General features: G+C 72.3%; 21 protein-coding genes. 8 read left to right on the top strand and 13 right to left on the bottom strand.

The genetic code is table 11. The features are described 5' to 3' along the window. The first annotated feature begins 244 nt into the window (after positions 1-244). On the top strand, positions 245-970 hold the full coding sequence (locus tag ACWCP6_RS29410; protein WP_450935603.1) for a response regulator: 726 nt from the start codon (positions 245-247) through the stop codon (positions 968-970). Here ACWCP6_RS29410 and ACWCP6_RS29405 read toward each other — a convergent pair. Both ACWCP6_RS29405 and ACWCP6_RS29400 read right to left on the bottom strand, forming a co-directional pair. Then, a complete protein-coding gene (locus ACWCP6_RS29405) occupies positions 897-2,702 on the bottom strand; it encodes a GAF domain-containing protein (protein ID WP_450935602.1) in 1,806 nt (601 codons plus the stop codon). The two genes, ACWCP6_RS29410 and ACWCP6_RS29405, sit on opposite strands and share 74 nt — an antisense overlap. Positions 2,703-2,853: 151 nt before the next feature. Then, entirely contained in the window at positions 2,854-3,735 is an 882-nt protein-coding gene (locus ACWCP6_RS29400) for a universal stress protein (protein WP_450935601.1), read from the bottom strand. Between the two features lie 276 nt (positions 3,736-4,011). Here ACWCP6_RS29400 and ACWCP6_RS29395 point away from each other — a divergent pair, with 276 nt between their 5' ends. Beyond that, positions 4,012-4,650, top strand: coding sequence for a CBS domain-containing protein (locus tag ACWCP6_RS29395; RefSeq protein WP_450935600.1), 639 nt, complete (start codon positions 4,012-4,014; stop codon positions 4,648-4,650). A 266-nt stretch (positions 4,651-4,916) separates the two neighbouring features. Continuing rightward, complete coding sequence (locus ACWCP6_RS29390) at positions 4,917-5,810, top strand: hypothetical protein (RefSeq protein WP_450935599.1); 894 nt, start codon at positions 4,917-4,919, stop codon at positions 5,808-5,810. 75 nt (positions 5,811-5,885) lie between these two features. Here ACWCP6_RS29390 and ACWCP6_RS29385 read toward each other — a convergent pair whose 3' ends face one another. From ACWCP6_RS29385 to dnaK, 9 genes are all read right to left on the bottom strand, one after another. Further along, on the bottom strand, positions 5,886-6,962 hold the full coding sequence (locus ACWCP6_RS29385) for an NAD(+)/NADH kinase (protein WP_450935598.1): 1,077 nt from the start codon (positions 6,960-6,962) through the stop codon (positions 5,886-5,888). A gap of 177 nt (positions 6,963-7,139) precedes the next feature. After that, positions 7,140-8,891, bottom strand: a complete 1,752-nt coding sequence (locus ACWCP6_RS29380) for an FAD-dependent oxidoreductase (RefSeq protein WP_450935597.1) — start codon at positions 8,889-8,891, stop codon at positions 7,140-7,142. Next, positions 8,891-9,151, bottom strand: a complete 261-nt coding sequence (locus ACWCP6_RS29375; RefSeq protein WP_450935596.1) for a UBP-type zinc finger domain-containing protein — start codon at positions 9,149-9,151, stop codon at positions 8,891-8,893. Before ACWCP6_RS29375 ends, ACWCP6_RS29380 begins: the two co-directional genes overlap by 1 nt. A 28-nt stretch (positions 9,152-9,179) precedes the next feature. After that, positions 9,180-9,626, bottom strand: coding sequence for a thioredoxin (gene trxA / locus ACWCP6_RS29370; protein WP_450935595.1), 447 nt, complete (start codon positions 9,624-9,626; stop codon positions 9,180-9,182). Between the two features lie 5 nt (positions 9,627-9,631). Further along, positions 9,632-12,274: an ATP-dependent chaperone ClpB gene (gene clpB, locus ACWCP6_RS29365; RefSeq protein ID WP_450935594.1), complete on the bottom strand. Its 2,643-nt coding sequence runs from the start codon at positions 12,272-12,274 to the stop codon at positions 9,632-9,634. Further along, entirely contained in the window at positions 12,265-12,672 is a 408-nt protein-coding gene (locus tag ACWCP6_RS29360; protein WP_450935593.1) for a chaperone modulator CbpM, read from the bottom strand. The genes clpB and ACWCP6_RS29360 overlap by 10 nt, the downstream gene beginning before the upstream one ends. Continuing rightward, entirely contained in the window at positions 12,669-13,631 is a 963-nt protein-coding gene (locus tag ACWCP6_RS29355) for a DnaJ C-terminal domain-containing protein (RefSeq protein WP_450935592.1), read from the bottom strand. Before ACWCP6_RS29355 ends, ACWCP6_RS29360 begins: the two co-directional genes overlap by 4 nt. 6 nt (positions 13,632-13,637) lie before the next feature. Next, positions 13,638-14,153 carry a nucleotide exchange factor GrpE gene (locus ACWCP6_RS29350; protein ID WP_450935591.1) on the bottom strand — a complete coding sequence of 172 codons (516 nt, stop codon included), beginning with the start codon at positions 14,151-14,153 and terminating at the stop codon, positions 13,638-13,640. 9 nt (positions 14,154-14,162) lie between these two features. Then, entirely contained in the window at positions 14,163-16,073 is a 1,911-nt protein-coding gene (gene dnaK, locus ACWCP6_RS29345; RefSeq protein ID WP_450935590.1) for a molecular chaperone DnaK, read from the bottom strand. Between the two features lie 745 nt (positions 16,074-16,818). On the opposite strand from dnaK, the gene ACWCP6_RS29340 reads away from it, so the two are divergent. Next, positions 16,819-17,142, top strand: a complete 324-nt coding sequence (locus ACWCP6_RS29340) for a hypothetical protein (protein ID WP_450935589.1) — start codon at positions 16,819-16,821, stop codon at positions 17,140-17,142. 49 nt (positions 17,143-17,191) lie between these two features. Here the strand turns inward: ACWCP6_RS29340 and ACWCP6_RS29335 are convergent, their stop codons facing one another. Beyond that, the gene (locus ACWCP6_RS29335; RefSeq protein ID WP_450935588.1) at positions 17,192-17,437 is read right to left on the bottom strand and encodes an acyl carrier protein; all 246 of its coding nucleotides are present in this window, start codon (positions 17,435-17,437) and stop codon (positions 17,192-17,194) included. A gap of 126 nt (positions 17,438-17,563) precedes the next feature. Continuing rightward, the gene (gene acsA / locus ACWCP6_RS29330) at positions 17,564-19,384 is read right to left on the bottom strand and encodes an acetate--CoA ligase (protein WP_450935587.1); all 1,821 of its coding nucleotides are present in this window, start codon (positions 19,382-19,384) and stop codon (positions 17,564-17,566) included. A 268-nt stretch (positions 19,385-19,652) separates the two neighbouring features. Here acsA and ACWCP6_RS29325 point away from each other — a divergent pair, with 268 nt between their 5' ends. From ACWCP6_RS29325 to ACWCP6_RS29310, 4 genes are all read left to right on the top strand, one after another. Further along, entirely contained in the window at positions 19,653-20,210 is a 558-nt protein-coding gene (locus ACWCP6_RS29325; RefSeq protein ID WP_450935586.1) for a CBS domain-containing protein, read from the top strand. Between the two features lie 70 nt (positions 20,211-20,280). Then, on the top strand, positions 20,281-20,463 hold the full coding sequence (locus ACWCP6_RS29320; RefSeq protein ID WP_450935585.1) for a hypothetical protein: 183 nt from the start codon (positions 20,281-20,283) through the stop codon (positions 20,461-20,463). 518 nt (positions 20,464-20,981) lie between these two features. Beyond that, positions 20,982-21,977 (top strand): polyphosphate kinase 2 family protein, encoded by a 996-nt coding sequence (locus ACWCP6_RS29315; RefSeq protein ID WP_450935584.1) that lies wholly within the window; start codon positions 20,982-20,984, stop codon positions 21,975-21,977. A 136-nt stretch (positions 21,978-22,113) separates the two neighbouring features. Further along, positions 22,114-24,834: a cation-translocating P-type ATPase gene (locus tag ACWCP6_RS29310; protein WP_450935583.1), complete on the top strand. Its 2,721-nt coding sequence runs from the start codon at positions 22,114-22,116 to the stop codon at positions 24,832-24,834. Positions 24,835-24,956: the final 122 nt, after the last annotated feature.

Raw genomic sequence — 24,956 nt, 5'->3', positions numbered from 1 at the left:
TCGGTCTTGTCGCCCTCCGGTACGGACACCGGCCGCGGGGCACTCAGCGGAACCGCCACGGACACCGGCCGCAGAGCGTGCCCCGGGCAGGAGGCGGGCCGGACCGCGAGTGCGCAGACGCGCCGGCGGGCGCGGGCGGGGCGAGAGGACCCATTCGGCCCTGTTGCGGTGGTCCGGTGGGCGGACACCATCGGAAGAGGCGGCCGCACCGTCGTGTGCGTACCAGCGACCTTCAGGGGTGGACATGGCAGCGACACCCACGACTCCGGCCGGCGCGTCCGGTGCACCGATCCGGGTCTTCGTCCTGGACGACCACGAGGTGGTGCGCCGGGGGCTGCACGACCTGCTCGACGCGGAGCCCGACATCGAGGTGGTCGGTGAGGCCGGTACGGCCGAACAGGCCCTGGCCCGCGGACCGGCGCTGCGCCCCGACGTCGCGGTCCTCGATGTGCGGCTGCCCGACGGCGACGGCATCACGGTCTGCCGGGAACTGCGCTCGCACATCCCGGGACTCGCCTGTCTGATGCTGACGTCCTTCGACGACGAGGATGCCCTCCTGGACGCGATCATGGCCGGCGCCTCGGGCTATGTGCTCAAGCAGATCAAGGGCTCCGATCTGCTGTCCGCCGTACGCACGGTGGCGACCGGGCAGTCCATGCTCGACCCGGCGACGACCGCCCGGCTCATGCGGTCGCTGCGCGGTCCGGAGGCCCGTACGGAGGACGAGCGACTCGCCACCCTGTCCGAGCGGGAACGCGCCGTACTCGATCTGATCGGCGACGGGCTGACCAACCGTGAGATCGGCCGCAAGCTCTACCTGTCGGAGAAGACCGTCAAGAACCACATCTCACGGCTGCTGGCGAAACTGGGGGTCGAGCGGCGCGTCCAGGCGGCCGTCATCGCGGCGCAGGTGCACGAGCAGGAGGCGCCCCACCCTCCCCAGGAGCAGGACCGGATCCGCCAGGGCTGAGCCGGGGGCCGCCCGGCGTACCCCGGTCCAGCGGCACCCGCCATACCAGGCACGTGCCTCCGGACGGCCGGCGTTCCACGCTCAGTGTGCCGCCCTGCCGCTCGGCGCGTTCGGCCAGATTGCGCAGTCCGGTGCCCCGGTCGCCCGCGCCGAAGTCGGTGCCGGTGCCGTCGTCGGTCACGGTCAGTGTCAGCAGGCCGTCGCGGGCCACGAGCGAGACGTCGGCCCGTGCGGCGCGGGCGTGCCGCGCCACGTTGCTCAGCGCCTCGTTCAGCACGGCGACCACCTCGTCCGCGAGTTCGGGGGACACATCGGTCTCGACGAGACCCTCCATGCGCAGTGCGGGCGCGAAACCGAGCGGTCCGGCGGCATCGTCGACGGTCCGCACGGCGCGGACCCTGAGTCCGGGCAGATGCGGGGTCTCGTGCTCGCGCAGCCCGAAGATGGTCGACCGGATGATCTTGATGGTGATGTCGAGGTCGTCGATCGCCCGGCCGAGCCGCTCGGCCGCCTCCGGGTGTTCCACGAAGCGCTGTGCGCTCTGCAGGGTCATACCGGTCGCGAAGAGCCGTTGAATGGCGAGGTCGTGCAGGTCACGGGCGATCCGATCGCGGTCCGCGAGCAGACTCATCTGCTCCGTGTCCCGGCGGTGGTCGGCGAGCTCCAGGGCCAGTGCCGCCTGCGCGGCGAACCCGGACAGCGGGGAGGTCTCCGGCGGGCTGAACGGAGGGCGTCCCGTACGGCGGGCCAGCAGCAGCACGCCCCGCACCTGCGCCCCGGTGCCGACCGGGATGGCCACGGCGGGGCCGAAGCCCTTCCAGCGGCCCGGCTCGTAGGTCACGCGCGGGTCGTTCGCGATGTCGGTCGCGGTCACGAGGCCCCCCGTGTGCAGGGCGGCCGCGAACATGGTGCCCTTGGGCGGCAGCAGCGTGCCGCGGTGCCGATCGGCGTTCTCGCCCGACGCCAGGGCCCCGCGCATCGTGCCGTCCCGCTGGAGGAGGTACACGACGCCCGTCTCGGAGGAGCTGATCTCCCGGGCCCGCTGGATCATGTCGTCCAGCACTTCGCGTTCCGAGGCTCCGGAGAGCAGCGCCTCGGTGAAGTCCGCGCTCAGTTCGAGCCAGCGGCCGTGGAGGCGGACCTCCTCGAAGAGCCGTGCGTTGTCGATGGCGACCCCGGCGGCCACGGCGAGCGTGGACAGCACCGTCTCGTCCTCCGCGTCGAACTCCCCGCCGCCGCGCTTCTCGGTCAGATAGAGGTTGCCGAAGACCTCCTCCCGGATCCGGACGGGGGCGCCGAGGAAGCTGTGCATGGGCGGATGGTGCTGCGGGAAGCCCGACGAGGCCGGGTGCTCGGAGAGCTCCCGGAGCCGCAGTGTCTCGGGGTGACGGATCAGCTCGCCGAGCAGTCCGTGACCGGTCGGGAGGTCGCCGATCCGCGCGCGGACCTCGTCGTTGATGCCCACCGGCTCGAACTGGGCGAGCGCGGCGTCCTCGCCGATGACCCCGAGCGCCCCGTATTCGGCGTCCACCAGGACGACGGCCGCCTCCACGATGCCCCGGAGCACCGTCGGCAGGTCCAGCCCGCGCCCCACCGACAGCACGGCCTCCAGGAGGCGGTTCAGACGGTCCCGGGTGCCGCGCACCTCCTCGATGCGCGCCTGGAACTCGTCGAGCAGCTCGTCCAGCCGCAGTCTCGGGGCACGGCCTCCGGTTGGCTCGTCCTCCCGCATGAGCCCTCCGCGCGGTTCGAACCGTCATGGCGCCTTGCGGCGATTTCACCGTAGCGCGTGGACCTGAACCTGTCCCGGGATGGGCGGCGTGGCGGGGGCCGTGGACGGCACGGCAGGCCCGGTTGCCCCGGAGCCCGTGCGGGACGCGTGGTCAGTGCGGGACGAGGTGCACCGGGCAGTACGCGTGGTGCAGCACCGCCTGGGTGGTGCGGCCGAGGGCCGGCGCGAACGCGGACTCGGGACGGCGGCCTCCCATGACGACGAGGTCGGCGTGGCGGGAGGCGTCGACGAGCAGCGCCGCGACCGACGTACCCGGGTCCACCTCCTCGGTGACGGTGAGTTCGGGGAACTCCTCGCGCACCCGGTCGGCGATGGCGGTGATCCTCCGCGCCCGCGCGTGCACCGTCCCGGCGGTGCCGGGACCTCCGGCTGCGCCGTCCGTCCGCCGGAAGACGTGCCACACGTTCATCAGGCGCAGGGAGGCCTTGCGCAGCTTCGCCTCCCGCGCGGCGTCGCGGACGGCGCCGAGGTCCGCCCGGTCGCGCAGGGCGGCCAGGACGATGCCCGTCTCGACGTCGCCGACTTCCCGGACCACGACGACGGGCCCGCCCGCCTCGGCCGCCAGACGCGGGCCGACCGAGCCCAGCAGCCGCGCACCGAACCAGCCGAGTCCGCCGGCGCCGCGCCCTCCGACGACGAGCGTCGCGCCCCGTCCGGCCGCCGCCAGCAGCGCGGCCACCGGTTCCCCGGTGCGCAGCTCCGTGGCGACCGGCAGCTCCGGATGACGGCCGGCGATCAGGTCCGCCGTACGCCGCAGCAGGTCGTGGCCCTCGGCCCGCGCCCGCGCCACGCTGTCGGGCGGCAGGTACAGACGGCGGGCGTCGGTGTCCGCGGCGTGCACCAGACGGAGGGGTGCCCGGCGCCGCTCGGCCTCGGCCGCCGCCCACAGGGCCGCCACGTCCGCGTACCGCGAGCCGTCGACACCGGCGACGACCGGCCCGGGCTGCGGGCCGCCGGGTCCGCTGGTCTCCATGGCTTCCTCCCTCGCCGCGGCCTCCCGCGGGAACCACCCTCACGGTGTCACTCCGGCGCGGGGCGCAAGAGGGCCGAAGGTCCCCGGTCCGCAGCCCGATCGGCCCGGGAGCCCAAGGCTGCGGACCGGCGCTGTCCGGGGCCCGGTGACGGGGACGCACACTGGCCGCGCGGGGCGGGCCCGGACGCGGTGGACTGGACGTGTCGGCAACCGTGCGAGGGTCCCGGCGGACACGCCCGTGACCACCCTCTCCCGTCCTGAAGGGGCTGTTCGGCGATGAAGTACCGCAGCGTCGGCGACTTGATGACACCGACCGCCGTGAGCGTCCAGCGGGGCACCACGTTCAAGGAGATCGCGCGTCTGCTCGACGAGTACGACATCACCGCCGTGCCGGTCGTCGACGGGACGGGACACCCCGTGGGCGTGGTCTCCGAGGCGGACCTGCTGCGCAGGCACACCTCGGGGGCCGGTGCGAACACCGCCGAGGAGCTGATGTCGAGCCCCGCCGTCGTCGCCGAACCCGGATGGAGCGTGATCCGGGCGGCGCGCACGATGGAGGACCGCAGGATCAAGCGCCTGCCCGTGGTCGACGACACGGGCCGGCTGATCGGGGTGATCAGCCGAAGCGACCTGGTCCAGCTGTTCCTGCGCAGGGACCACGCGATCCAGGAGGAGATCGTCGAGGACGTCCTCACCCGGACGCTCGGCCTGTCGCCCTCGGCCCTGACCGTTGAGGTCGCCGACGGCAGGGTCACGCTGAGCGGCAGCGTGCCGCGCAGGAGCCTCGTCACGGTCGCGGTCCGGCTGTGCGAGAGCGTCGACGGCGTCGTGGACGTGGTCGACCGGCTCGGCTTCGACGATGACGACACGACGCCGCAGGCGACACCGTCGGAGACCGGCGATCCGTTGCCGTGAGGTGGCCGCGGCGGAGCCGGGCCGGGTACGGCCGGGCCGGCCGCCTTGCGGGAACGCCTGCCGTGTCCCGTCCTGTTGGTGCCCGGTCGGGGGTGGGTGCCCGCCGAGGAGTCGTTCCGGCGCGCCCGGGCGGGAAAGGCCCAGGTCATGCTGCTCGCGCGGGCCGTTCGATCTTCCCGGCACTACACTGGATGCCCACGTGCAGGGCGCGGTTGGGCACCCTGCTGTTCTTCCGAAGCGCGCCCGCGCCCGAGGGAGAGACGACCATGGATGCACTCGCTGCCGCCGGCTCGGCCGGTGAGGCCGGATTCTGGGCCTATGTGGTGGTACTGGCCGGCACGGCCGCCGGGTACATGGGGGTCCCGCTGATCGGCACCCTCGCGCTCACCTCTGCCGCCGTCTTCGCGTCCCAGGGCCGGCTCAACATCGCCGCGGTGCTGATCGTCGCGGCCATCGGCAACGAGATCGGCGGGGTCCTGGGATACAAGATCGGAAACCGTTGGGGGCACCAGATCCTCGAGCGTCCCGGTCCCGCCCTGGCCTGGCGCACGAAGGCCGTCACCAAGGGCGAGGCGCTGTACCGGAAATGGGGCCGCGCTGCGGTGTTCTTCACGCCGTCCCTCGTGTCGGGCACGCTGCGGATGGAGTTCCGGCAGTTCGTGGTGTGGAACTTCTTCGCCGGCCTGGCGTTCGTCCTGTCGGTGGCGCCGGCGGCGTACGGCGCCGGCAGGGTGAGCACGGGTCACCACGACTGGGCCAGCGTGGGCATGCTCATCGGGGGGCTCGCGGTGTGCGCCCTGCTCGGGTGGCTGGCCGTGCGGTACCGCCGCCGGCACAAGGCCCGCGGCACCCCCGAAGCCCCGCCCGAAGCGGAGGGTGACCAGGACACTGCGGACGCCCCCGCCGAATCCACCGTCATGCCTGCCGATTCCGCCGTCGCCCCCTCCGAACCCTCCGTCACCCCCGCCGATTCCGCCGTTACGCCCGCCGAACCTGCCGTCACTCCCGCCGAATCCACCGCCGCTCCGGCCGAACCCGGCGACGCTCACGCCGCCGGCGCCACCCTCGACGCCGCCGTGGAGCGTCAGGGCGACGTCGTCGGCCCCGGTCCCGGCCCGACGCCCGGCACGTCGTTCACCCGTGACCGAAGCACCCCCTAGGACCTGTCGCCACGGAGTACGGGCTCCGGGCGGCGCAGACGCCCGCGCACGTCCTCGGCGGACCCGCGCCCCGCCTCACTTGAGCGGATAGGCGTCGCTCTGCAGGGGCGGCAGGCTCAGATGCGCCAGGTCGCCGGGCGCCGGGGTCGTCAGCGGCCAGAGCGGGGCGGCTTCCCCGTCCGCGGCGGCCGCGGGGGCGTCGGTCAGCCTCATCCGCTCACGCAGCCGGCCGTAGAAGTCGGTCGGTCCGAGCCGGACGGCGCGCAGCGGCCGTGGTGCGGCGTAGACCCCGATCCAGTCCCCGGGGTCGAGGACGCCGCGCAGCTGGCCGTCGACGCTGACCGCGGCGCGGCCCGATCGTTCGAGGAGACGCAGTGCCACGGGTTCGTCCGGGGCTGCGACCACCGAGCGGTTGAACGTCATATGGGGCGCGACGGGCGTGAAGATGAGCGCTTCGGCTCGCGGGGAGATCACCGGTCCGCCGGCGGCGAAGCTGTAGGCCGTGGAGCCGGTGGGGGTCGCGACCATCAGCGCGTCGGCGGAGTACGAGGCCAGCAGCCGTCCGGCGAGATAGACCCCCACCGAGACCTGACGGTCCCGGGCCAGCTTCTCCACGACGACGTCGTTGAGGGCGGTCGCGTGCAGGGCGATGCCCCAGCCGCCGCCCTTTTCGCACTCGGCGCGCACCCGGGGTGGTGGCAGCATCGGACCACGGCCGTAGTGCAGCAGGGTCTCCATGCCCTGCGGGAGTTCGAGGGGGCGCGATGCGCGCATCGTGAGCAGCATGCGGGTCTCGATCGTGACGCTCTCCTCGTGGACGGCGTCCAGGGCCAGACGCACGTCCGCCACGGGCACCTCGGTCAGGAAGCCGACCCGCCCGAGGTCGACACCGAGTACGAGGGCGTCGTTCTCGGCGGCGAGCCTGGCACCGCGCAGGAAGGTGCCGTCTCCGCCCAGCGTGACGATGAGGTCGGGGTCGCCCGCGGCGTCGAGCTCCTCCTGCGAGCTGTGCCGTCGTTCGCCCTCGTGCCACACGTCGATCTCCGTGCAGCGGACGCCGTGGTCGTCGCACCAGGAGTGGACGACCCGCGCGGCGTCGACGGCCTGGGGCCGCCCCTCGTGGACGACGAGTCCGACGCGTTGCACGGCCATGTTCTGTCTCCCGTCGTCAGGGGTGCGCATCCGTTCGGATTCCTCGGTCCGGCGGCGGGCCCGCCGCTCGCCGTGTGGGTGCCGACGAGCCGCTTCCCCGCCTCCTCCGCCGCTCCCTCCACCGTCGTGTCCGATTCTTCCGCTTCCTGCGCCTCGCGGACGACTCGACATCCTGTGTCAGGACTCCGACCGGCCCGGCATCGGCCGACGATCGTCCGGTTCCGGCACGCGGACGAGACTGCCCTCCTGTGCCCGGTGCTCGTGCACCAGCCGGACGCAGATGGCTCCCTCACCCGCCGCGGAGGCCACCCGCTTGACCGATCCGCTCCGCACGTCGCCCGCAGCGAAGACGCCCGGCAGCGTGGTCTCCAGCAGCAGCGGCACGCGCCCGAGCGGCGCCCACAGCTCCCGGTCGGCCACGGCCCAGGCATCGGCACCCGTGAGGACGAATCCCCGCTCGTCGAGCCCCACCACGTCCCTGAGCCACGCGGTGTGCGGCCGCGCTCCGATGAACACGAACAGGGCCCGTGCCGGGAGTTCGCGGACTTTTCCGGTGACGTTGTTCTCGGCCAGCAGCGACTGGAGGACGCCCTCTCCGCGTGCCTCGCGCACCTCGGTGTTGAGGAACACCTCGACCCTCGGGTGGCGTTCCAGCTGGTCCACCAGATAGCGCGACATGTCCTTGCCGAGGTCGTCGCCGCGAACGAGCAGGTACACCCTGGCGACGGTGCCCGCGAGGAACAGCGCGCTCTGCCCGGCCGAGTTGCCCCCGCCGACCACCGCCACCGGGTCCGTGCGGCACTGGCTCGCCTCGTGCGTCGTGGCGGCGTAGAAGACGCTGGTGCCCTCCAGCCGGTCCGCGCCGGGGACCTCCAGCCGGCGGTAGTGCACTCCGGAGGCGAGCAGGACCGCGCCGGCCTCGGTCTCGGTGCCGTCCGCGAAGCCGACCACGTAGTGGCCGTCGCGCGGCACGATCGAGGTGGCCTCCGCGGGCACGTTGATGCCTGCGCCGAACTTCTTCGCCTGGAGCACCGATCGTTCGATGAACTCCCCGCCCGAGATTCCCGAGGGGAAGCCCAGGTAGTTCTCGATACACGACGAGGTACCCGCCTGGCCTCCCGTGGCCATCGCGTCGACGAGGAGGGTGGCGAGACCGTCGGACGCGCCGTACACGGCGCCGGCGAGGCCGGCCGGGCCCGCGCCGATCACCAGCAGATCGCATGCGGCGACGTCGCGGGTGGGGGCGGGCAGCCCGATGAGGCGCGCGAGTTCCGCGTTTCCCGGGTTGCGCAGTACCTGCCGCCCCTTCCAGACGACGACCGGGGTTTCCTCCGGGCGGATGCCGAAACGGCGCAGTACGGCCTCGGCCTTCCGGTCCTGCTCCAGGTCGATCCACCGGTGCGGCAGCCGGTTCCGGGCGGCGAACTCACGCAGGCGCCGTGTGTCGGGCGAGTAGCGCGAGCCGAGGATCCGAAAGCCCGTACCGAGGCCGATGAGCAGATGGCGACGGCCCCAGTAGTCGCGCAGGATCAGATCGCCGAGCACCGGGTCGCGGGCCACCAGGGCGCGTTGGCGTTCGACGGGAACGGCGAGGATCTCGCCGGGCTCCCGGGCCACCGCGGTGTAGAAGGCGGTCTGCCCCTCGAGCAGGCCCAGTTCCCCGAGGAAACGGCCTGGGCCGTGCACGGCCACCGTGGTCTCGTCGGGGCCGCCGTGGTCGTACAGGAGCTCGACCAGGCCGCCGATGACCACAACGAACTCGTCGATGGGCTCGCCCTCGCGGAAGAGCACCTCGCCGCTGCGAATGGGGCGCCGCTCGCCGTGCGGAGCCAGCTGCTCGATCTGCGTCGGCGCCAGCCGCGAAAAGGCGCCGTACTGGTCGGGCGACTCGACGGCCGCCCCTCGTGGGTCCGCAGGGCCGGCGTTCATCAGACCATGGCCTCGTGGACGTAGCACCAGCGCCAGTCCTCGCCGGGCTCGAAGGACTGCACGATGGGGTGGGCGACGGACGCCGCGTGCCCGCGTGCGTGCTTGTTCGGCGAGGAGTCGCAGCAGCCCACGTGCCCGCAGGTCAGGCACAGCCTGAGGTGCACCCAGGGTGATCCCGCGAGCAGACACTCCTCGCAGCCCTGCGGAGTGCGCGGCGTCACCGGGCGGACGAGGGAGAGGTGTGGATCGGCCTGCGGCATGGCGGGCCTCCCTTCCTACGAGGACGGGTCACGTGCGGGCGGCGATGGTGTCCTCGACCCACTGCCGCAGCACGGGGGCAGGTGCCGCGCCGGCCCTCCGGTCGATCACCTTCCCCTTGTCGAGCAGCAGCAGGGTGGGGACGGCCTGCACCTGGAACCGCTGGGACAGGGCGGGCGACCGGTCGACGTCGACCTTGACCAGCTTGACCTTCCCCGCGAGGTCGTGGGCGACCTGCTCCAAGGCCGGGCCGACCGTGCGGCACGGGCCGCACCAGGTGGCCCACAGATCGACGAGGACGACGGGCGCGGCCCCCTCGGCCACCTCCGCGAAGTCGGTGTCGGAGGCGTCCGCGATCCAGGGCAGCGGGGAGCGGCAGTTGCCGCAGCGGGGGCTTCCGTCCGCGGCGGCCGGTACCCGGTTCCTGCGGCCGCAGGTCGCGCAGGCGACCGTCATGCCCGTGGTGGTGTCGGCCATCGGACTCACGCGGCCTGCGGGGAGACGTCCGGCCGGGTCGCGTCGTCGTAGGTCACGACCAGTTCACCGTTGCGGGCGCCGACCCGGATCGTCGCGCCGTCCTGCACGTCGCCGCGGATCAGGGCCCGGCCGACGAGGGTCTCGACCTCGTGCGAGATGTAACGGCGCAGCGGCCGGGCCCCGTACACGGGGTCGAAGCCGTGCTGGGCGATCAGCTCGCGGGCGTCGTCGGTGAGCTCGACGGTGATACGGCGTTCGCCGAGCCGCCGACGCAGGTCGTCGAACTGGAGGTCGACGATGCGTTCGATCTGCTGGATGCCCAGCGGCCTGAACAGGACCACGTCGTCGACCCGGTTCAGGAACTCGGGGCGGAAGTGGCTCTGCAGGTCGTTCATCACCAGGGACCGCGCCTCGGGCTCGATCTCACCGTCGGCGCTCACGCCGTCGAGCAGATAGGTGGAGCCGATGTTGGAGGTCATGATGATGACGGTGTTGCGGAAGTCGACGGTACGGCCCTGGGCATCGGTGATACGGCCGTCGTCCAGCACCTGCAGCAGCGTGTTGAAGACATCGGGGTGGGCCTTCTCGATCTCGTCGAAGAGGACCACGGAGTACGGCTTGCGGCGCACCGCCTCGGTGAGCTGGCCGCCCTCCTCGTAGCCGACGTACCCGGGAGGCGCTCCGACCAGCCTGCTCACGGTGTGCCGCTCCTGGTACTCGCTCATGTCGAGGCGGATGATGTTCTCCTCGCTGTCGAAGAGCGCGGAGGCGAGCGCCTTGGCCAGCTCGGTCTTGCCGACGCCGGTGGGGCCGAGGAAGATGAACGAGCCGATGGGCCGGCGCGGGTCGCGGATGCCGGAGCGGGCCCGGATGATGGCGTCGGTGACGAGCCCGACCGCCTCGTCCTGGCCGATCACCCGCTCCGTGAGGATCTCGTCCAGGCGCAGGAGTTTCTCCCGCTCCCCCTCCTGCAGGCGGGCGACGGGGATGCCCGTCCACGCGGCGACGATCTCGGCGATCTCCTCCTCCGTCACCACCTCGCGCAGCAGCCGGTTGTCGCCCTGCTTGGCGGTCAGCGCCTCCTCCTGCGCCTCCAGACGGCGTTCGAGCTCGGTGAGCCTGCCGTAGCGCAGTTCGGCGGCCCGGTTGAGGTCGTAGCTGCGTTCGGCCTCCTCGGCCTCCTGCCGGACCTGTTCCAGCTCCTGGCGCAGTTCCTGCACCCGCCGGATGGCCTGGCGTTCGGCCTCCCACTGGGCGTTCATGGCATCGGCCTCGGTGCGCAGGTCGGCCAGTTCCCTGCGCAGTTCCTCCAGACGCTGCAGGCTCGCGGGGTCGGTCTCCTTCGCGAGCGCCGCCTCCTCGATCTCCAGGCGGGTCACCCGGCGGGTCGTCTCGTCGAGTTCGGCGGGCATCGAGTCGATCTCGGTCCGCAGCCGTGCGCATGCCTCGTCGACGAGGTCGATGGCCTTGTCCGGCAGGTACCGGTCGGAGATGTAGCGGTGGCTGAGCGTCGCCGCCGCGACCAGGGCGGTGTCCTGGATCTTCACACCGTGGTAGACCTCCAGGCGTTCCCGCAGGCCGCGGAGAATGGACACGGTGTCCTCCACGCTCGGCTCGTCCACCATGACCTGCTGGAAGCGGCGTTCGAGGGCGGCGTCGGACTCCACGTACTTGCGGTACTCCTCCAGCGTGGTGGCGCCGATCATATGGAGCTCGCCGCGTGCCAGCATCGGCTTGAGCATGTTGCCGGCGTCCATCGCGCCCTCGGCGCCGCCCGCACCGACCACGGTGTGCAGCTCGTCGACGAAGAGCAGGATGCGCCCCTCGGCGCCCTTGACCTCGCTCAGCACGGCCTGCAGCCGCTCCTCGAACTCACCCCGGTACTTGGCGCCCGCCACCAGCAGGCTCAGGTCGAGGCCGAAGATCGTCTTGTCGCGCAGCCCGTCGGGGACGTCGCCCCGGACGATCCGTTGGGCCAGGCCTTCGACGATGGCGGTCTTGCCGACGCCCGGATCACCGATCAGGACCGGGTTGTTCTTCGTCTTGCGGCTCAGGATCTGGATGACGCGGCGGATCTCCGCGTCCCTGCCGATCACCGGGTCCATCCTGCCGCTGCGCGCCTCGGCGACCAGGTCGCGGCCGTACTTCTCCAGTGCCTCGTACGCGGCTTCGGGCGTCGCCGACGTGACGCGCTGGTGCCCGCGGATCCCGGTCAGCGCGGAGAGGAACGCCTCCCGGGTGATTCCGTGTTCCTTGAGCACGCGCCCCGATGCGGTCCTCGATCCCTCGTCTGCCAGGGCGAGGACGAGGTGCTCGACGGAGACGTACTCGTCCTTGAGCCGCTTGGCCTCCTGCTCGGCCGTGTCCAGCAGCCTCGCCAGCCGCTGGGTGACGTACACCTGCCCCGGTGCGGCGCCGGGACCGGTCGCCCTCGGCCTGCGCGCCAGCTCGGCCGACAGCTCGGAACGCAGCGCCCCGGTGTCGGCGCCCGCTTGGCCGAACAGTCGCGGGACGAGTCCGTCCGGCTGGTCGAGGAGGGCGAGCAGCAGATGCTCGCCGTCGACCTCGGTGTGGTGCAGCCGGCCGGCGATGGTCTGGGCTTCCTGCACGGCCTCCTGCGACTTCTGGGTGAGCCGGTTCATATCCACGATTCATCACTCCTGGAGCCGGCGTTCGCCTTCCGCAGGGCGGTCTCGAGTTCGCTGATCCGGTCGAGCAGGTCGAGCACCACACCGATGGAGGCGTAGTTGAGGGAGAGTCCGGCCCGTAGTCGCTGGATACGGGCGAGGGTTGCGGGTGCGCTCGGCTCGAACCGCAGCCGGCCGTGGCTGTCGCGGGTCGCCTCGACCAGGCCGAGGGCGACGAGCCGCCGCACGAGGTCGGGGTGCAGGCCGGAGCGACGGGCGACGGCGTCCAGGCCGAGCCCGCGCACCGGCGCGAGGGAGTGGCTGCGCACGACGATGTTCAGGGCGTGCTGGGGCGCCTTCGGTGCAGCGCTGCGGCCCCGGGGCGCCGGGCCGTCGGCGGGCCGTGGGTCGGTGGTCATCCTGGCCTCCGCGGGTCGAAGGAGGAAGCGGCGGAGAGCTTCTCGAACAGCTCGCGCTCCCGGTCGCCGAGCTGGGGCGGCACCATGATGCGGATCTCGGCATACAGGTCCCCGTCGGGGCCGCGGGGGTTGGGCATGCCCTCACCGCGCAGCCGCAGCCGCCGGCCGCTGGAGGAGCCACCCGGCACGGTGACCTTGGCGGTGCCACCGGGGGTGGCCACCGGCACCGTGGCTCCGAGCGCCGCCTCCCAGGGCGTCACCGGAAGCACGACATGGATGTTCCGCCCCTCCAGGCGGAACCGCAGGTCGGGTTTGATCTTCACCCGCAGGTACAGGTCACCGGCCGGGGCGTCACCGCTGCCCCGACCGCCCTGTCCGGCCAGCCGGATGCGCTGGCCGTCGGTCACCCCGCGGGGGACGGTGACCTCGTAGGTGCGCTGTCCCTCGGGCCCGGCGAGCGTGATGCTGCGCCGGCCTCCGTGGTACGCCTCCTGCACGCCGAGCTCGATCTCGGCCTCCTGGTCGGCGCCGGGAATCGGGCCCCTGCCGGAGCCACGGCCGAACATGCCGCCGAACAGGTCGTCGAAGTCGACGCCGGAGGCCCCGAATCCCTCGCCGTAGTCCGGCCCGAAGCGGACACTGCCGTCGTCGCCCCCACGGGCGGCGCTGCGCCATCCCCGGAAACCGCCGCCACGGGCACCCGCACCGGCGGCCACCCGCTCGTCGTAGTCCTCCGGGATCTGCCGGAAGTTCTCGCCGTAACGGTCGTAGCGCCGGCGCGTCCCGGGGTCGGACAGCACGCTGTACGCGTCGTTGAGCTCCTTGAAGCGCTCCTCTGCGTCCGGGCTGCTGTTGATGTCGGGGTGGTGCTTGCGCGCCAGCTTGCGGAACGCCTGTTGGATCTCCTCGGAGCTCGCGCCGCGCGACACCCCGAGCACCTCGTAGTAGTCCCGTGCCATGGAGTGTCACTCCTGCCGCTTGCTGACCATGACGGAGGCGGGGCGCAGCTGGTCCTCGCCCTCGCCGTAGCCGGGCCGCACCACCTGGACCACGGCGTTCGGCTCCGCCCCGGGATCCTCGACCACGCCGACGACCTCGTGCCGGCTGGGGTCGAAGGGGACTCCCGTGTCCTCGTACCGGGGGTAGCCGAGCATGCGGAGCACATCGACGGCCTGGTCGCGGACGGCCTTGACGCCTTCCAGGACGGCGGACGGGTCGGATCCGGCGTGGGCCAGGGCGAGTTCCAGATTGTCGATCACCGGCAGGAAGGCCGCCGCCGTGCGGGCGCGCTCGGTGCTGCGCACCCGCTCCAGCTCCTTCGCATGGCGCTTGCGGACGTTGTCGAGGTCGGCGAGCGCACGGCGCCACCGATCCTCCATCTCGACGAGCGCGGCGGCCTCCTGGTCCACCACCGGGAGTGCGGGAGGCGGGGACTCGTTCGGCTCGTCCTGCGGGGTCGTCGGTTTCTCCACACCGGACATGACGGCACATCAGCCCTTGTCGAACTCGGCATCGATCACATCGTCGTCGGGCCCTCCGGGGGCTCCCGACCTGGCGTGCGCGTCGGCGCCGGCCCCGGGCCCGCCCGGTGCGGCCCGACCCGCCTCCGCACGGTGCGAGGCCAGTGAGGCGTGGAGCTGCTGGAGGTCCGAGATCAGCGGCCTGACCCGCTCCAGCGGCGCGTCCTGCTTCACGGCCTCCCGGGCGTCCGTGACCAGCATCTCGGCCCGCGCCTTCTCGTGCGCCGGTGCGGCGTCGCCCAGCTCGTCCAGCCGGCGTTCGACCTGGTAGGCCACGGCGTCCAGCTCGTTGCGGGCGTCCACGGCCTCGCGCAGCGCCTTGTCCTCGCCGCGGTGGCGCTCGGCCTCCTGGATCATCCGGTCGACCTCGCCCTGGTCGAGGTTGGAGCCCTCGCTGATGGTGATGCCCTGTTCGGCGCCGGTGTCCTTGTCGCGTGCGGTGACGTTCAGGATGCCGTTGGCGTCGACGTCGAAGGTGACCTCGACCTGGGGTTCGCCGCGCGGCGCGGGGCGGATGTCCTTGAGCTGGAAGCGGCCGAGGACGCGGTTGTCGGCCGCCAGTTCACGTTCGCCCTGGAGCACGACGATGTCGACGGCGGACTGGTTGTCCTCCGCGGTGGAGAAGACCTCCGCGCGGCGGACCGGGATCGTGGTGTTGCGCTCGATGATCCGGGTCATGACGCCGCCACGGGTCTCGACTCCCAGTGACAGCGGGATGACGTCGAGCAGCAGGACGTCCTTGACCTCGCCCTTGAGCACGCCCGCCTGGATCGCGGCGCCCAGCGCGACGACCTCGTCGGGGTTGACGCTCATGTTCGGGTCCTTGCCGCCGGTGAGCCGGCGGACGAGGTTCTGCACGGCCGGGATGCGGGTGGAGCCGCCCACCAGGATGACCTCGTCGATGTCGTTCGCACTGATCTTCGCATCGGCCATGGCCTGCTTGACCGGCTCCATGGTGCGTTCGACGAGATCAGCGGTGATCTGCTCGAACGTGGAGCGCATGACCGTCTCGGTCAGATGCTTGGGACCCGAGGCGTCCGCGGTGATGAACGGCAGGCTCACCTGGGTCTGCGTCACGGAGCTCAGTTCGGTCTTGGCCTTCTCAGCGGCCTCGAAGAGGCGTTGCAGCGCCTGCGGGTCCTTGCGGAGGTCTATTCCGTTCTCCTGCTGGAACCGGTCCGCGAGGTAGTCGACCAGACGCCGGTCGAAGTCGTCGCCGCCGAGATGGCTGTCACCCGCGGTGGAGCGCACTTCGACCACGCCGTCACCGACGTCGAGCAGGCTGACGTCGAAGGTACCGCCGCCCAGGTCGAACACGAGAACCGTTTCGTGTTCCTTCTTCTCCAGGCCGTAGGCGAGTGCGGCCGCGGTCGGCTCGTTGATGATGCGCAGGACTTCCAGGCCCGCGATGCGTCCGGCGTCCTTGGTCGCCTGGCGCTGGGCGTCGTTGAAGTAGGCGGGCACCGTGATGACCGCCTCCGTCACCCGCTCCCCCAGCTGCTTCGCGGCGTCGTCGGCGAGCTTGCGCAGGACGAGTGCGCTGATCTCCTCCGGCGCGTAGAGCTTGTCGCGCACCTTGAAGCGCGCGTTGCCGTGTTCGTCCGGGACGACGTCGAAGCCGACGGCCTTGGCCTCTTCGGGTATCTCGTCGAAGCGGCGGCCGATGAAACGCTTGGCCGAGTAGATGGTGCCCTTGGGATTGAGGATCGCCTGGCGGCGGGCGAGCTGGCCCACGAGCCGCTCGCCGGTGTCCGTGAACGCGACGACCGACGGGGTCGTACGACTGCCTTCCGAGTTGGGCAGGACCGTCGCCTCCCCGCCCTCCCATGCGGCGATCACCGAGTTGGTGGTCCCGAGGTCGATTCCGACTGCCTTAGCCATGAGGTACTCCCGCTCCCTGGTCGAAGCTCCTGCCCGTGTGCGCGCTCCACTCGGCGGCGGCGCCCGGGCGGGGGCGGCACCGTGTGCCGTCGCGCCCTGCGCCCCGCGTGCGCAGGCCGGTGTGCATCGGCCGGAAGGTCGCAGCGCCTCGGGCACCTGCGGGCCTCATGGGGCCCGGGCGGTGCGCCGGCCGTGGCTGCGCGGATGACCCCTGAGGACGGGAGCGCAGGGTCGAGCCCTGTGGAACAGTCCGAGGAGCACTCCGACACCATGGGCGTCCAGGCTCTTTCCCGGTGAACCGTCCCCTTGTCCTCTGTAACCAGGTTACCGATATTTCGGATATGCGCTTCCGCGGCTCCCGTCGGGCGCCCCCACACCCCCGGGCGGAGCGGCGGTGCAGATGGGGCCCGGCAGGCGCCGACACGGGGCTGCCCGGGGCCGCGCCCGCGGAGTACGGACTCCGTGTCCGCGCCGCACCCTGCCCGGACCCGGAACCGGTCTGCCACGACTGCGGGTTGGCCGCCGGAGCCGTTCCGGCGGGGCGTGGCCGGTGCGGCTGCGGACGTCGGGACCGGATCCGGCGGCACGGCCCGGACGGCGGTCTCTCCGGTGGACGGGGACTCCCGGCCCGCCGGAGGGGACGTTCGCCCCGTGCGGATCGGGCCCGGTCGACGGACCATGTCCAGTAGCGGGCATCCGGAAGCCTCAGGGACGGTGCCGGTCTGCGGGAGAAAGGCTGATGGTCATGCACTGGGCATCATGGACGACAACGGGGGTCTACGCCGGCCGGGGAGGCGCCCGCACCGAAGAGGCGGGGATCATGACCGGCGACCTGAGCGTGCACACCACCTGGGACGGCAGCGAAGCCGATGTCACGGTGCAGTACAGCGGCGCGTCCGAGTGGTTCACCCTCGCCGGGAGCCCCGTGGCGTGCCCCTCCGAGCAGGAGAGCCGGGAACTGCACCAGGCGGTGGTCGAGGCCGTACGGGCCGGTGGCGGCGCCACGGTGCCGCAGCGCCAGCACTGGGTGCGGCACCCGGGCACCCGGCGTCGCTCCTCGGCCCCCTGACCGGGGCGGACGGCGGCCGGCCCGGTGCCGGGCGCGACCCGTGCCGGTGCTACGGCGTGTGTCCGACCAGGAACTCGGCGGCGTCGGCCAACGTCGTCAGCTCCGCGAACTCCTGCTCCCCGATGCGGACGCCCGCACGCGCGGAGAGGATCTCCATCAGAGCGAGGAAGTCCACCGAGTCGAGGTCCAGCGCGTCGCTGAACCTGTCGTGCGGACCCACCTCGGTGAAGTCGGCATCGGGGGCGATCCGGGTGAGGGCCTCCTTGACGACGGCGATCGCCTCGCTGTGGTCCATCACCGGTCCTCCCGCGGCGGCCGGTCCGCCCGCAGCGTGCACCTCGCCGGGTCGATGCCGGACATGCAGCGGCCTTCGAGCCCGGCGGCCTTCCCTCGGCAGGTGCTCATGGCGCGCGCTCCGCGGTCAGTCGGTGTGCCCGGTGTGCAGGGACCTGGGCGTATGCGGTGTGTCCAGGGTGGAGATGTCGCCCTCCGGCAGGCCGAGTTCACGGGCCCGCAACAGGCGGCGCATCACCTTTCCGCTCCGGGTGTGCGGCAGGTGCGCGTCGAAGGCGATCTCCTCGGGCGCAAGCGCCGTGCCGAGCTTGCGGCGGGCGAAGGCGATCAGCTCGCGACGCAGCGCGTCGTCCCCGACGGCACCCGGGCGCAGGGAGACATAGGCCTTGACCACGGCGCCCACGGTCGGGTCGGGACGTCCGATCACCCCCGCCTCCGCGACCTGCGGGTGCTCCAGCAGGGCGCTCTCCACCTCGAACGGGCTGATCAGGTGCCCCGCGGAGGTGATCACGTCGTCCGAGCGCCCCACGAACCAGTAGTAGCCGTCGGCGTCCCTGCGCACCACGTCGCCGGTCAGGAACCAGCCGTCGACGAAGCAGGCCTCGTAGCGGTTCTCGGCGTGCAGATACCCACGGAACATCGACGGCCAGCCCGGCCGCAGGGCCAGCTCGCCCTCCTGGCCCGGCTGCTCGACCTCACGGACGCGCCCTTCCGGCGAGCGCCAGACCCGGCCGTCGGGTGCCCGGACCAGGACCGTCGCCTCCATGCCGGGCAGGGGGCGGCCCATCGATCCGGGCTTGACCGGACAGGCCGCGAGATTGGCGATCACGATGCACCCGGTCTCGGTCTGCCACCAGTTGTCGTGCACGGGCTGTCCCAGTACGTCCCGGCCCCACAGCACCACATCGGGGCTCAACGGCTCGCCGACGGTGGCGATGAACCGCAGCGCCGACAGGTCGTGGGAGCCCGGCAGGCCGTCGGGGCCCGCTCGGGCCGTGGCCTGCATCAGCATCCGCAGGGCGGTGGGGGACGTGTACCAGACCGAGACGCGCTCGTCGGCGAGGATGCGGTACCAGCGGCTCGCGTCGAAGTCGCCTTCGTCCACGACGATCGTGACGCCGTGGGTGAGCGGGGCGATGATGCCGTACGACATGCCGGTCACCCAGCCGGGATCGGCGGTGCACCAGTACACGTCCTCCGGGTGGAGGTCCAGCGCGTACGCCGCGGTGAGATGGTGCGCGACGACGGCCTCGTGGACGTGCACCGCCCCCTTGGGTGAGCCCGTGGTGCCGCTGGTGAAGTGCAGCAGCGCGGTGTCGCGGGGCTCGGTGGCCGCCTGGGTGAAGGCCCCGTCGGCGTCCGCCATCAGCGCGTCGTAGGAGAGCGTCCCCTCGGGCAGCGGTTCACCGACGATCAGGACGTGTTCGAGTTCGGGCAGGCCCGGTCTGATCGGGGCGACCTTCTTCCGGTACAGCTCCTCGGTGGTGACCAGGACGCGGGCGTTGCCGAGCCGCATCCGCTGAGCCACCGGGTCCGGCCCGAAGGCGGGGATGAGCGGGCAGAGCACCCCTGCGTGCTTGAGCGCCCCCAGCACCACCACGAACAGCTCCGGGCAGCGGCCCAGCAGCGTGAACACCCGGTCACCACGGTCGGCACCGAGCGAACCCAGCACCTGGGCGAACCGGTTCGCCAGCGTCGCGAGGCGCGCGTACGACACGGTCTCGGTGGACCCGTCAGCACGCACGCACCGCAGCGCGACGCGCCTCCCGCAGCCCTCGGCCACATGGCGGTCCACGGCCTCGTACGCGATGTTCAGGCCGCCACCGGGCAGCCCGGCCAGCCGGTCGCGCGCGGCGGACCAGCTGAACTCTGCGCGGGCCCGCTCGTAGTCCGTGAGGACGGGGGCCACCCGCGGCCGGGCCGGCTTGACGATGGCGTCCTGCGTCATGGCGACTCCCTCCTGGACGACTCCCCACTGTCGCTTCTTCTCATGATCAGCGCATGTCACCGGGCGGCTAAGGGGCCGAAGGTCCCTCACCGAGGACGTACGGCCCCGGCCCGGCGGGGCACACGCGGACGGGACCGGGGGACGGGGGGCGGTCCGATGGCCGACCGGGCCCGCACGGACCCGTGCAGTGCCCGACCGGCCCTCTGCGCGACGTGCCGGACGGGGCCATCCTGGAAGAGCGTCGCGACGCGGCGCGAGGGAGGCCGCCATGGAACCGACGATCACGCAGGCGCCGTCACGAGGTGTGCCGCCGGCGACGGAACGCGCCGTCATGGCGCTGCCCGTCGGCGAGGTGATGCGGACCGGTGTGGCTGCGGTCGCCGCAGAGGAGACCGTCCTGGTGGCGTGGGAGCTGCTGGAGAGAACCGGTGTGTCGCATCTTCCCGTCGTGCTGCCGGACGGTCGCTGTTCGGGCCTGTTGACCAGGTCGGACGTCGCGGTCGCCTGTTGTGCGCCGGCCGCCGTGCTCTCGACGCAGGACGTGCACACCCTGCTGTCCGGCCGGCGGACCGCGGCCGTCAGGGTCGACATGAGCGTCCGCAAGGCCGCGGCCACCATGACGGACAACGAGTGCGACGCCGTTCCCGTGCTCGGGGAGAGCGGCCGGCTGGTCGGACTGCTGACGGCGTCCGATGTCGTGGCCGCGTTCGTACGGCATCCTCCGGCTCTCGCCCCGCGGGACATCGGCGAACAGCCGGTGACGCCGCTCAGCATGACCCCGGGACGCGAACCGCGGCACGACGAGCGTACGAGTCCCGTCCCCTGAGGGGTACACATTCCGGGGCGCGCCGCCGGACCTCCGCGAGGAGGCGGGAGCGCCGGACAGGACGGCGAGCATGACCGAACGCACGCACACGGGGACGGAACCGTCGAAGAGGCGTCCGGAATCGGACGACGACCGGCCGGGCGGTCAGCTGCCTCCGCGCGCCCTGCCCCTGAGGCCCCCGGCGGCGCAGCCCGGCACCGTGCACCGGGGCCGGGCCGTGCGGACCATCCGGGTGCGCGAACTGTTCGGCTGACGGCGGGGGCGCCATGACTCCTGCCGGAGCACCGGCAGATGCGGGACGGACGCCCTGCGCGGTCCGCCGTCGCCGGGGCCCGTTGCCCGCAACGCCGAGGGCGGCGCGGGCGCGGCACGGCGCGGGCGAGCCGCCACGGGCGCGGGCAAGTCGGCACGGGCGCGGGCGCTGGGGCGGGCGAGTCGGCACGGGCGCGGGCGCTGGGGCTGCGGGCCGACCGGGGGGCGATCTTGACCGGTCGGCCGGAGAATGGGCGTGGCGAACCCGCTGTCGGACGACCGGCTGCCCCGGGCCCCCGGGACGTGCGGGCCGTGGGCGGTGACAGTCCGCGGCAGCGGCGCAGTCGGCGCGCGGCCGGTGGCCCGGACCGGTCCTTGGGGCGCGGGACGTGCCGCGGGAGCAGGACAGCGCCGCCGTCGGTTCTCGTACGGCGGCCGTCGCCTGCCCCCTCGTGAACCGCGGCGGGCGCGCGGGAGTGCGCGCCGCTCGCCGTGACCCGGGAGAAGGGCTGGTCGGGTATGGCGGACACCAGGGCCGAACACATCGCGCGGCTCGTGGAACCACTGCGCGTGAAGCCGGGATCGAAGGTGAACCTCGCGGAGGACTACGACCCCCGCTACAAGGCCCACCTCAAGAAGAGCAGAGGCGCCGACGTGCTGCGCAGCGGCGTGGCACTGCTCTCCGAGTACCAGCAACGCCTGGCCGCCCAGGACACGTACGGGGTGCTGCTCTGCCTCCAGGCGCTCGACGCCGGGGGCAAGGACGGCACGATCCGTCATGTGATGAGCGGGGTGAACCCTCAGGGTGTGAAGGTCAGCAGCTTCAAGGTGCCCTCCGCCGAGGAGCTCGACCACGACTACCTGTGGCGCTATGCCCGCAGGCTCCCGGCACGCGGGGACATCGCGATCTTCAACCGCTCGCACTACGAGGAGGTCCTCGTCGTACGGGTGCACCCGGAGCTGCTCGATCGTCAGCGTCTGCCCGCCTCGGTGCGCAGGGCGGACTTCTGGGAGCATCGCTACCGGGAGATCAACAACTGGGAGCGCTACCTGACCGACAACGGATTCAGGGTCGTGAAGGTCTTCCTGAACCTCTCCAAGGAGGAACAGCGGACCCGGTTCATGAGGCGGATCGACCTGCCGGAGAAGAACTGGAAGTTCTCCGCCGCCGACGTCCGTGAGCGCAGGCGGTGGGACGACTACCAACGCGCGTTCTCCGAGATGCTGTCGGCCACCAGCACCAAGTGGGCGCCCTGGTACGTGGTCCCCGCGGACCGCAAGTGGTTCGCGCGCATCTGCACGGCGGCGGTGCTCGCCCACACGCTGATCGACATCGACCCCCACTACCCCACGGTGAGCGAGGAGACCCGGGAGGAGCTGCTCACCGCCAAGCGGGAGCTGGAGGCCGAGGCACCCGAAGGCGCTCCCCCGGATCCGTTCGCGGGCCGCCACTCGCCCGGCGACGGGTCCGGCGGGAAGGGCGGGAAGGGCGGGAAGGGACGCGCGGCCGGATGAGGGCTCGTCCGCCGGCGACGTGACGGGTCCGTACTCCGGCGGTGCGAGGGCTCGTCCCGCCGTGCCCCGGTGGACGGGCCGGGCGCTCTTGCGCGCGGCGGTCCGCAGCGGAACCGATCCGGATCGGAGACCGACCATGGCAGTGCAGCCGAATCCTCCGGGGCAGCCATCCGTCGCGTCGGCGCACTGGTACGCGCGCTCCCCGCAGGACGTGGCGGCGGCCCTCGCCGTGGACCCCGCCGTCGGGCTCCGTACGGCGAGGGCGGCCGAGCTCCTGGCCGCCAACGGCCCCAACGCGCTGCCCGAGGAGGAGCCGCGCCCGGCCTGGCGGCGGTTCCTCGACCAGTACCGCAGCTACATGCAGATCGTCCTGCTGGCCGCCGCGGGCGTCTCCTTCGGCATCCGGCAGTGGAGCACCGCGATCCTGCTCCTCCTGCTGACCCTGCTGAACGCGGTCGTCGGCCTGCGCCAGGAGGGCAAGGCCGAGAGCGCCATGAACGCGCTCAAGTCGATGCTGAAGGCCACGGCACGGGTGCGGCGGGACGGAGCCGAGTCGGAGATACCGGCGGAGGAGCTCGTCGTGGGCGACGTCGTGCTCGTCGCCGCGGGCGACCAGGTCCCGGCGGACGGACGGATCGTCGAGGCAAGCGCCCTGCAGATCGACGAGTCGGCGCTCACCGGCGAGAGCGTCCCTGCGGCGAAGGACACCGGAGCGCTGTCCGGCCGTGGGCTCGGCCCCGGCGACCAGAGCAACATGGCGTTCATGAACACCCCCGTCACGCACGGCAGCGGCGTTCTCGTCGTCACCGCGACGGGGGCGGGCACGGAACTGGGCAGGATCTCCGGGATGTTGTCGGCCACCGAGAAGGAGGAGCCCCCGCTCACCAAGGAGCTCAACGCCCTGACGCTGTGGATCATCACCGCGGCGGGTCTGACCATGGTCGTGATGTTCGCCCTCGGGCGCACCCGCGGCCAGGCCTGGGACGTGCTGTTCGTCAGCGCGGTCTCCCTCGCCATCGCCGCCATCCCGGAGGCCCTGCCGACGGTCACCCAGGCGATCCTCTCGGTCGGCAGCGTCAATCTGGCCCGGCGCAACGCCATCGTGAAGGAGCTGCCGTCGGTCGAGACCCTGGCGTTCACCTCCGGCATCAACTCCGACAAGACGGGGACCCTGACGAAGAACCAGATGACCGTCGTCGAGGTGGTCGGCCCCGCCGACCGGTACACCGTCTCGGGTACGGGCTACGCCCTGGAGGGCAGGGTCCACCATGCGGCGGGCTCGTCCCCCGGCATCGAGGACGCGATCCTTCCGTACCTGGTCGCCAACGACGCACAGCTGGCGGACGGCACCGTGGTGGGCGATCCCACCGAGGGCGCGCTGCTCGTCCTCGGCCACAAGGCCGGACTGGACATCGACGGCACCCGGGAGCGGTTCCCCCGGCTCGCCACACTGCCGTTCGACCCGGCGTACAAGCTGATGGCGACCTTCCACCCGGCCGTCGACGACTCGGGGCGGCCGGTCGTCCGGTGCTTCGTCAAGGGCGCCGCTCCGGCGGTGATGGCGCGGGCCGCCACCGCGCTCTCGGCCGGCGGGAGCATCCCGTGGGACGCGGAGCTGAACCGGCGCGCGGAACAGCAGATCGCGCGGATGGGCGGTGAGGGGCGCCGGGTGATGGCCGCGGCCACGCGGGATCTGGAACCGTCGGTCTTCGACCCGGACGGCGACCTGCTCGCCCTGGTCACCGGGCTGTGCATGACGAGTCTGGTCGGCATGGTCGATCCGCCGCGCGAGGAGTCCAGGGCCGCCGTGGCGAGCGCACAGGAGGCGCACATCCGTGTCCGCATGGTGACCGGGGACGACGTCACGACCGGGGCCGCGATCGCCCGGCAGCTGGGAATCCCCGGTGAGGCCCTGCTCGGCGCGGAGTTCGCCGCCATGTCCGAGGACGAGCAACTCGCCCGTATCGACGACATCGGCGTGGTCGGGCGCGTCGCACCGGAGCACAAGGTGCTCCTGGCCGCGACGCTCAAGAAGAAGGGCGACGTCGTGGCGATGACCGGCGACGGCGTCAACGACGCACCGGCCATCAAGGCGGCCGACATCGGCATCGCCATGGGCAGCGGCACGGACGTGGCGAAGAACGCCGGGCGCATGATCCTGTCCGACGACAACTTCGCCACGATCGTCTACGCGGTGGAACAGGGCCGGAAGATCTACGACAACCTCACCAAGTACATACGGTTCGTGCTTCTGCTGCTCGTCACCTTCGTGCTGACGTTCCTCGGCGCGACCCTCTTCAACATCGCGGCCGGAGAACCCTTCACCCCGCCGCAGGTGCTGTGGATCCACTTCGTCGTCAACGCGTCGTTCGGCTTCGCGCTCGGCTTCGACCAGGAGAGCCCCGGACTCATGCGGCGCAGGCCGCGCCCCCGTGGGGAGTCGGTACTGACCCGGTCCGTGATGGTCACGGTGGGGCTGAGCGGTCTGGCGATCACCGTCGTGCTGCTCGGACTGATCAAACTGGGCGAGTCGCTGTACGGCAGCGTCGAGACGGGCAGTTCCATGGCGTTCACCGCCTTCGCGCTCTGTCTGATCGTCGCCGCGTTCGAGTGCCGCAGCGAGACGGATTCGGTGCTGACGACGGCCACGTTCGACAGCAGGCAGATGAACTGGGTGGCGCTGGCGCAGTTCGTGCTCGCGGTGCTGGTGACCCAGATGGACGGGTTCCGGCGCATCCTCGGCACCACCGAGATCGGTATGCGGCAGTTCGGCTGGGTGTTGCTCTCCGCCGTCGCGCTGCTGCTCGTGTGGGAACTGGGCAAGTTCGTGGCCCGGCGGGCGAGGGGCGCCGGCTGAGGACACCCCGGGGTGCGGTGGGAGGCCCGTGACGAGGACCGGGCCCGGCCGCCGGAGAGCACACCGAACGGATCCTGACGGCCCTGGGCCGCACCCCGGCCGACATCGAGCGCCTGCGCGCC

The sequence above is a fragment of the Streptomyces sp. NPDC002004 genome (assembly GCF_053593975.1).
The sequence above is the reverse complement of the archived record's forward strand: the minus strand, read 5'-3'. Positions and strand labels throughout refer to the sequence as shown.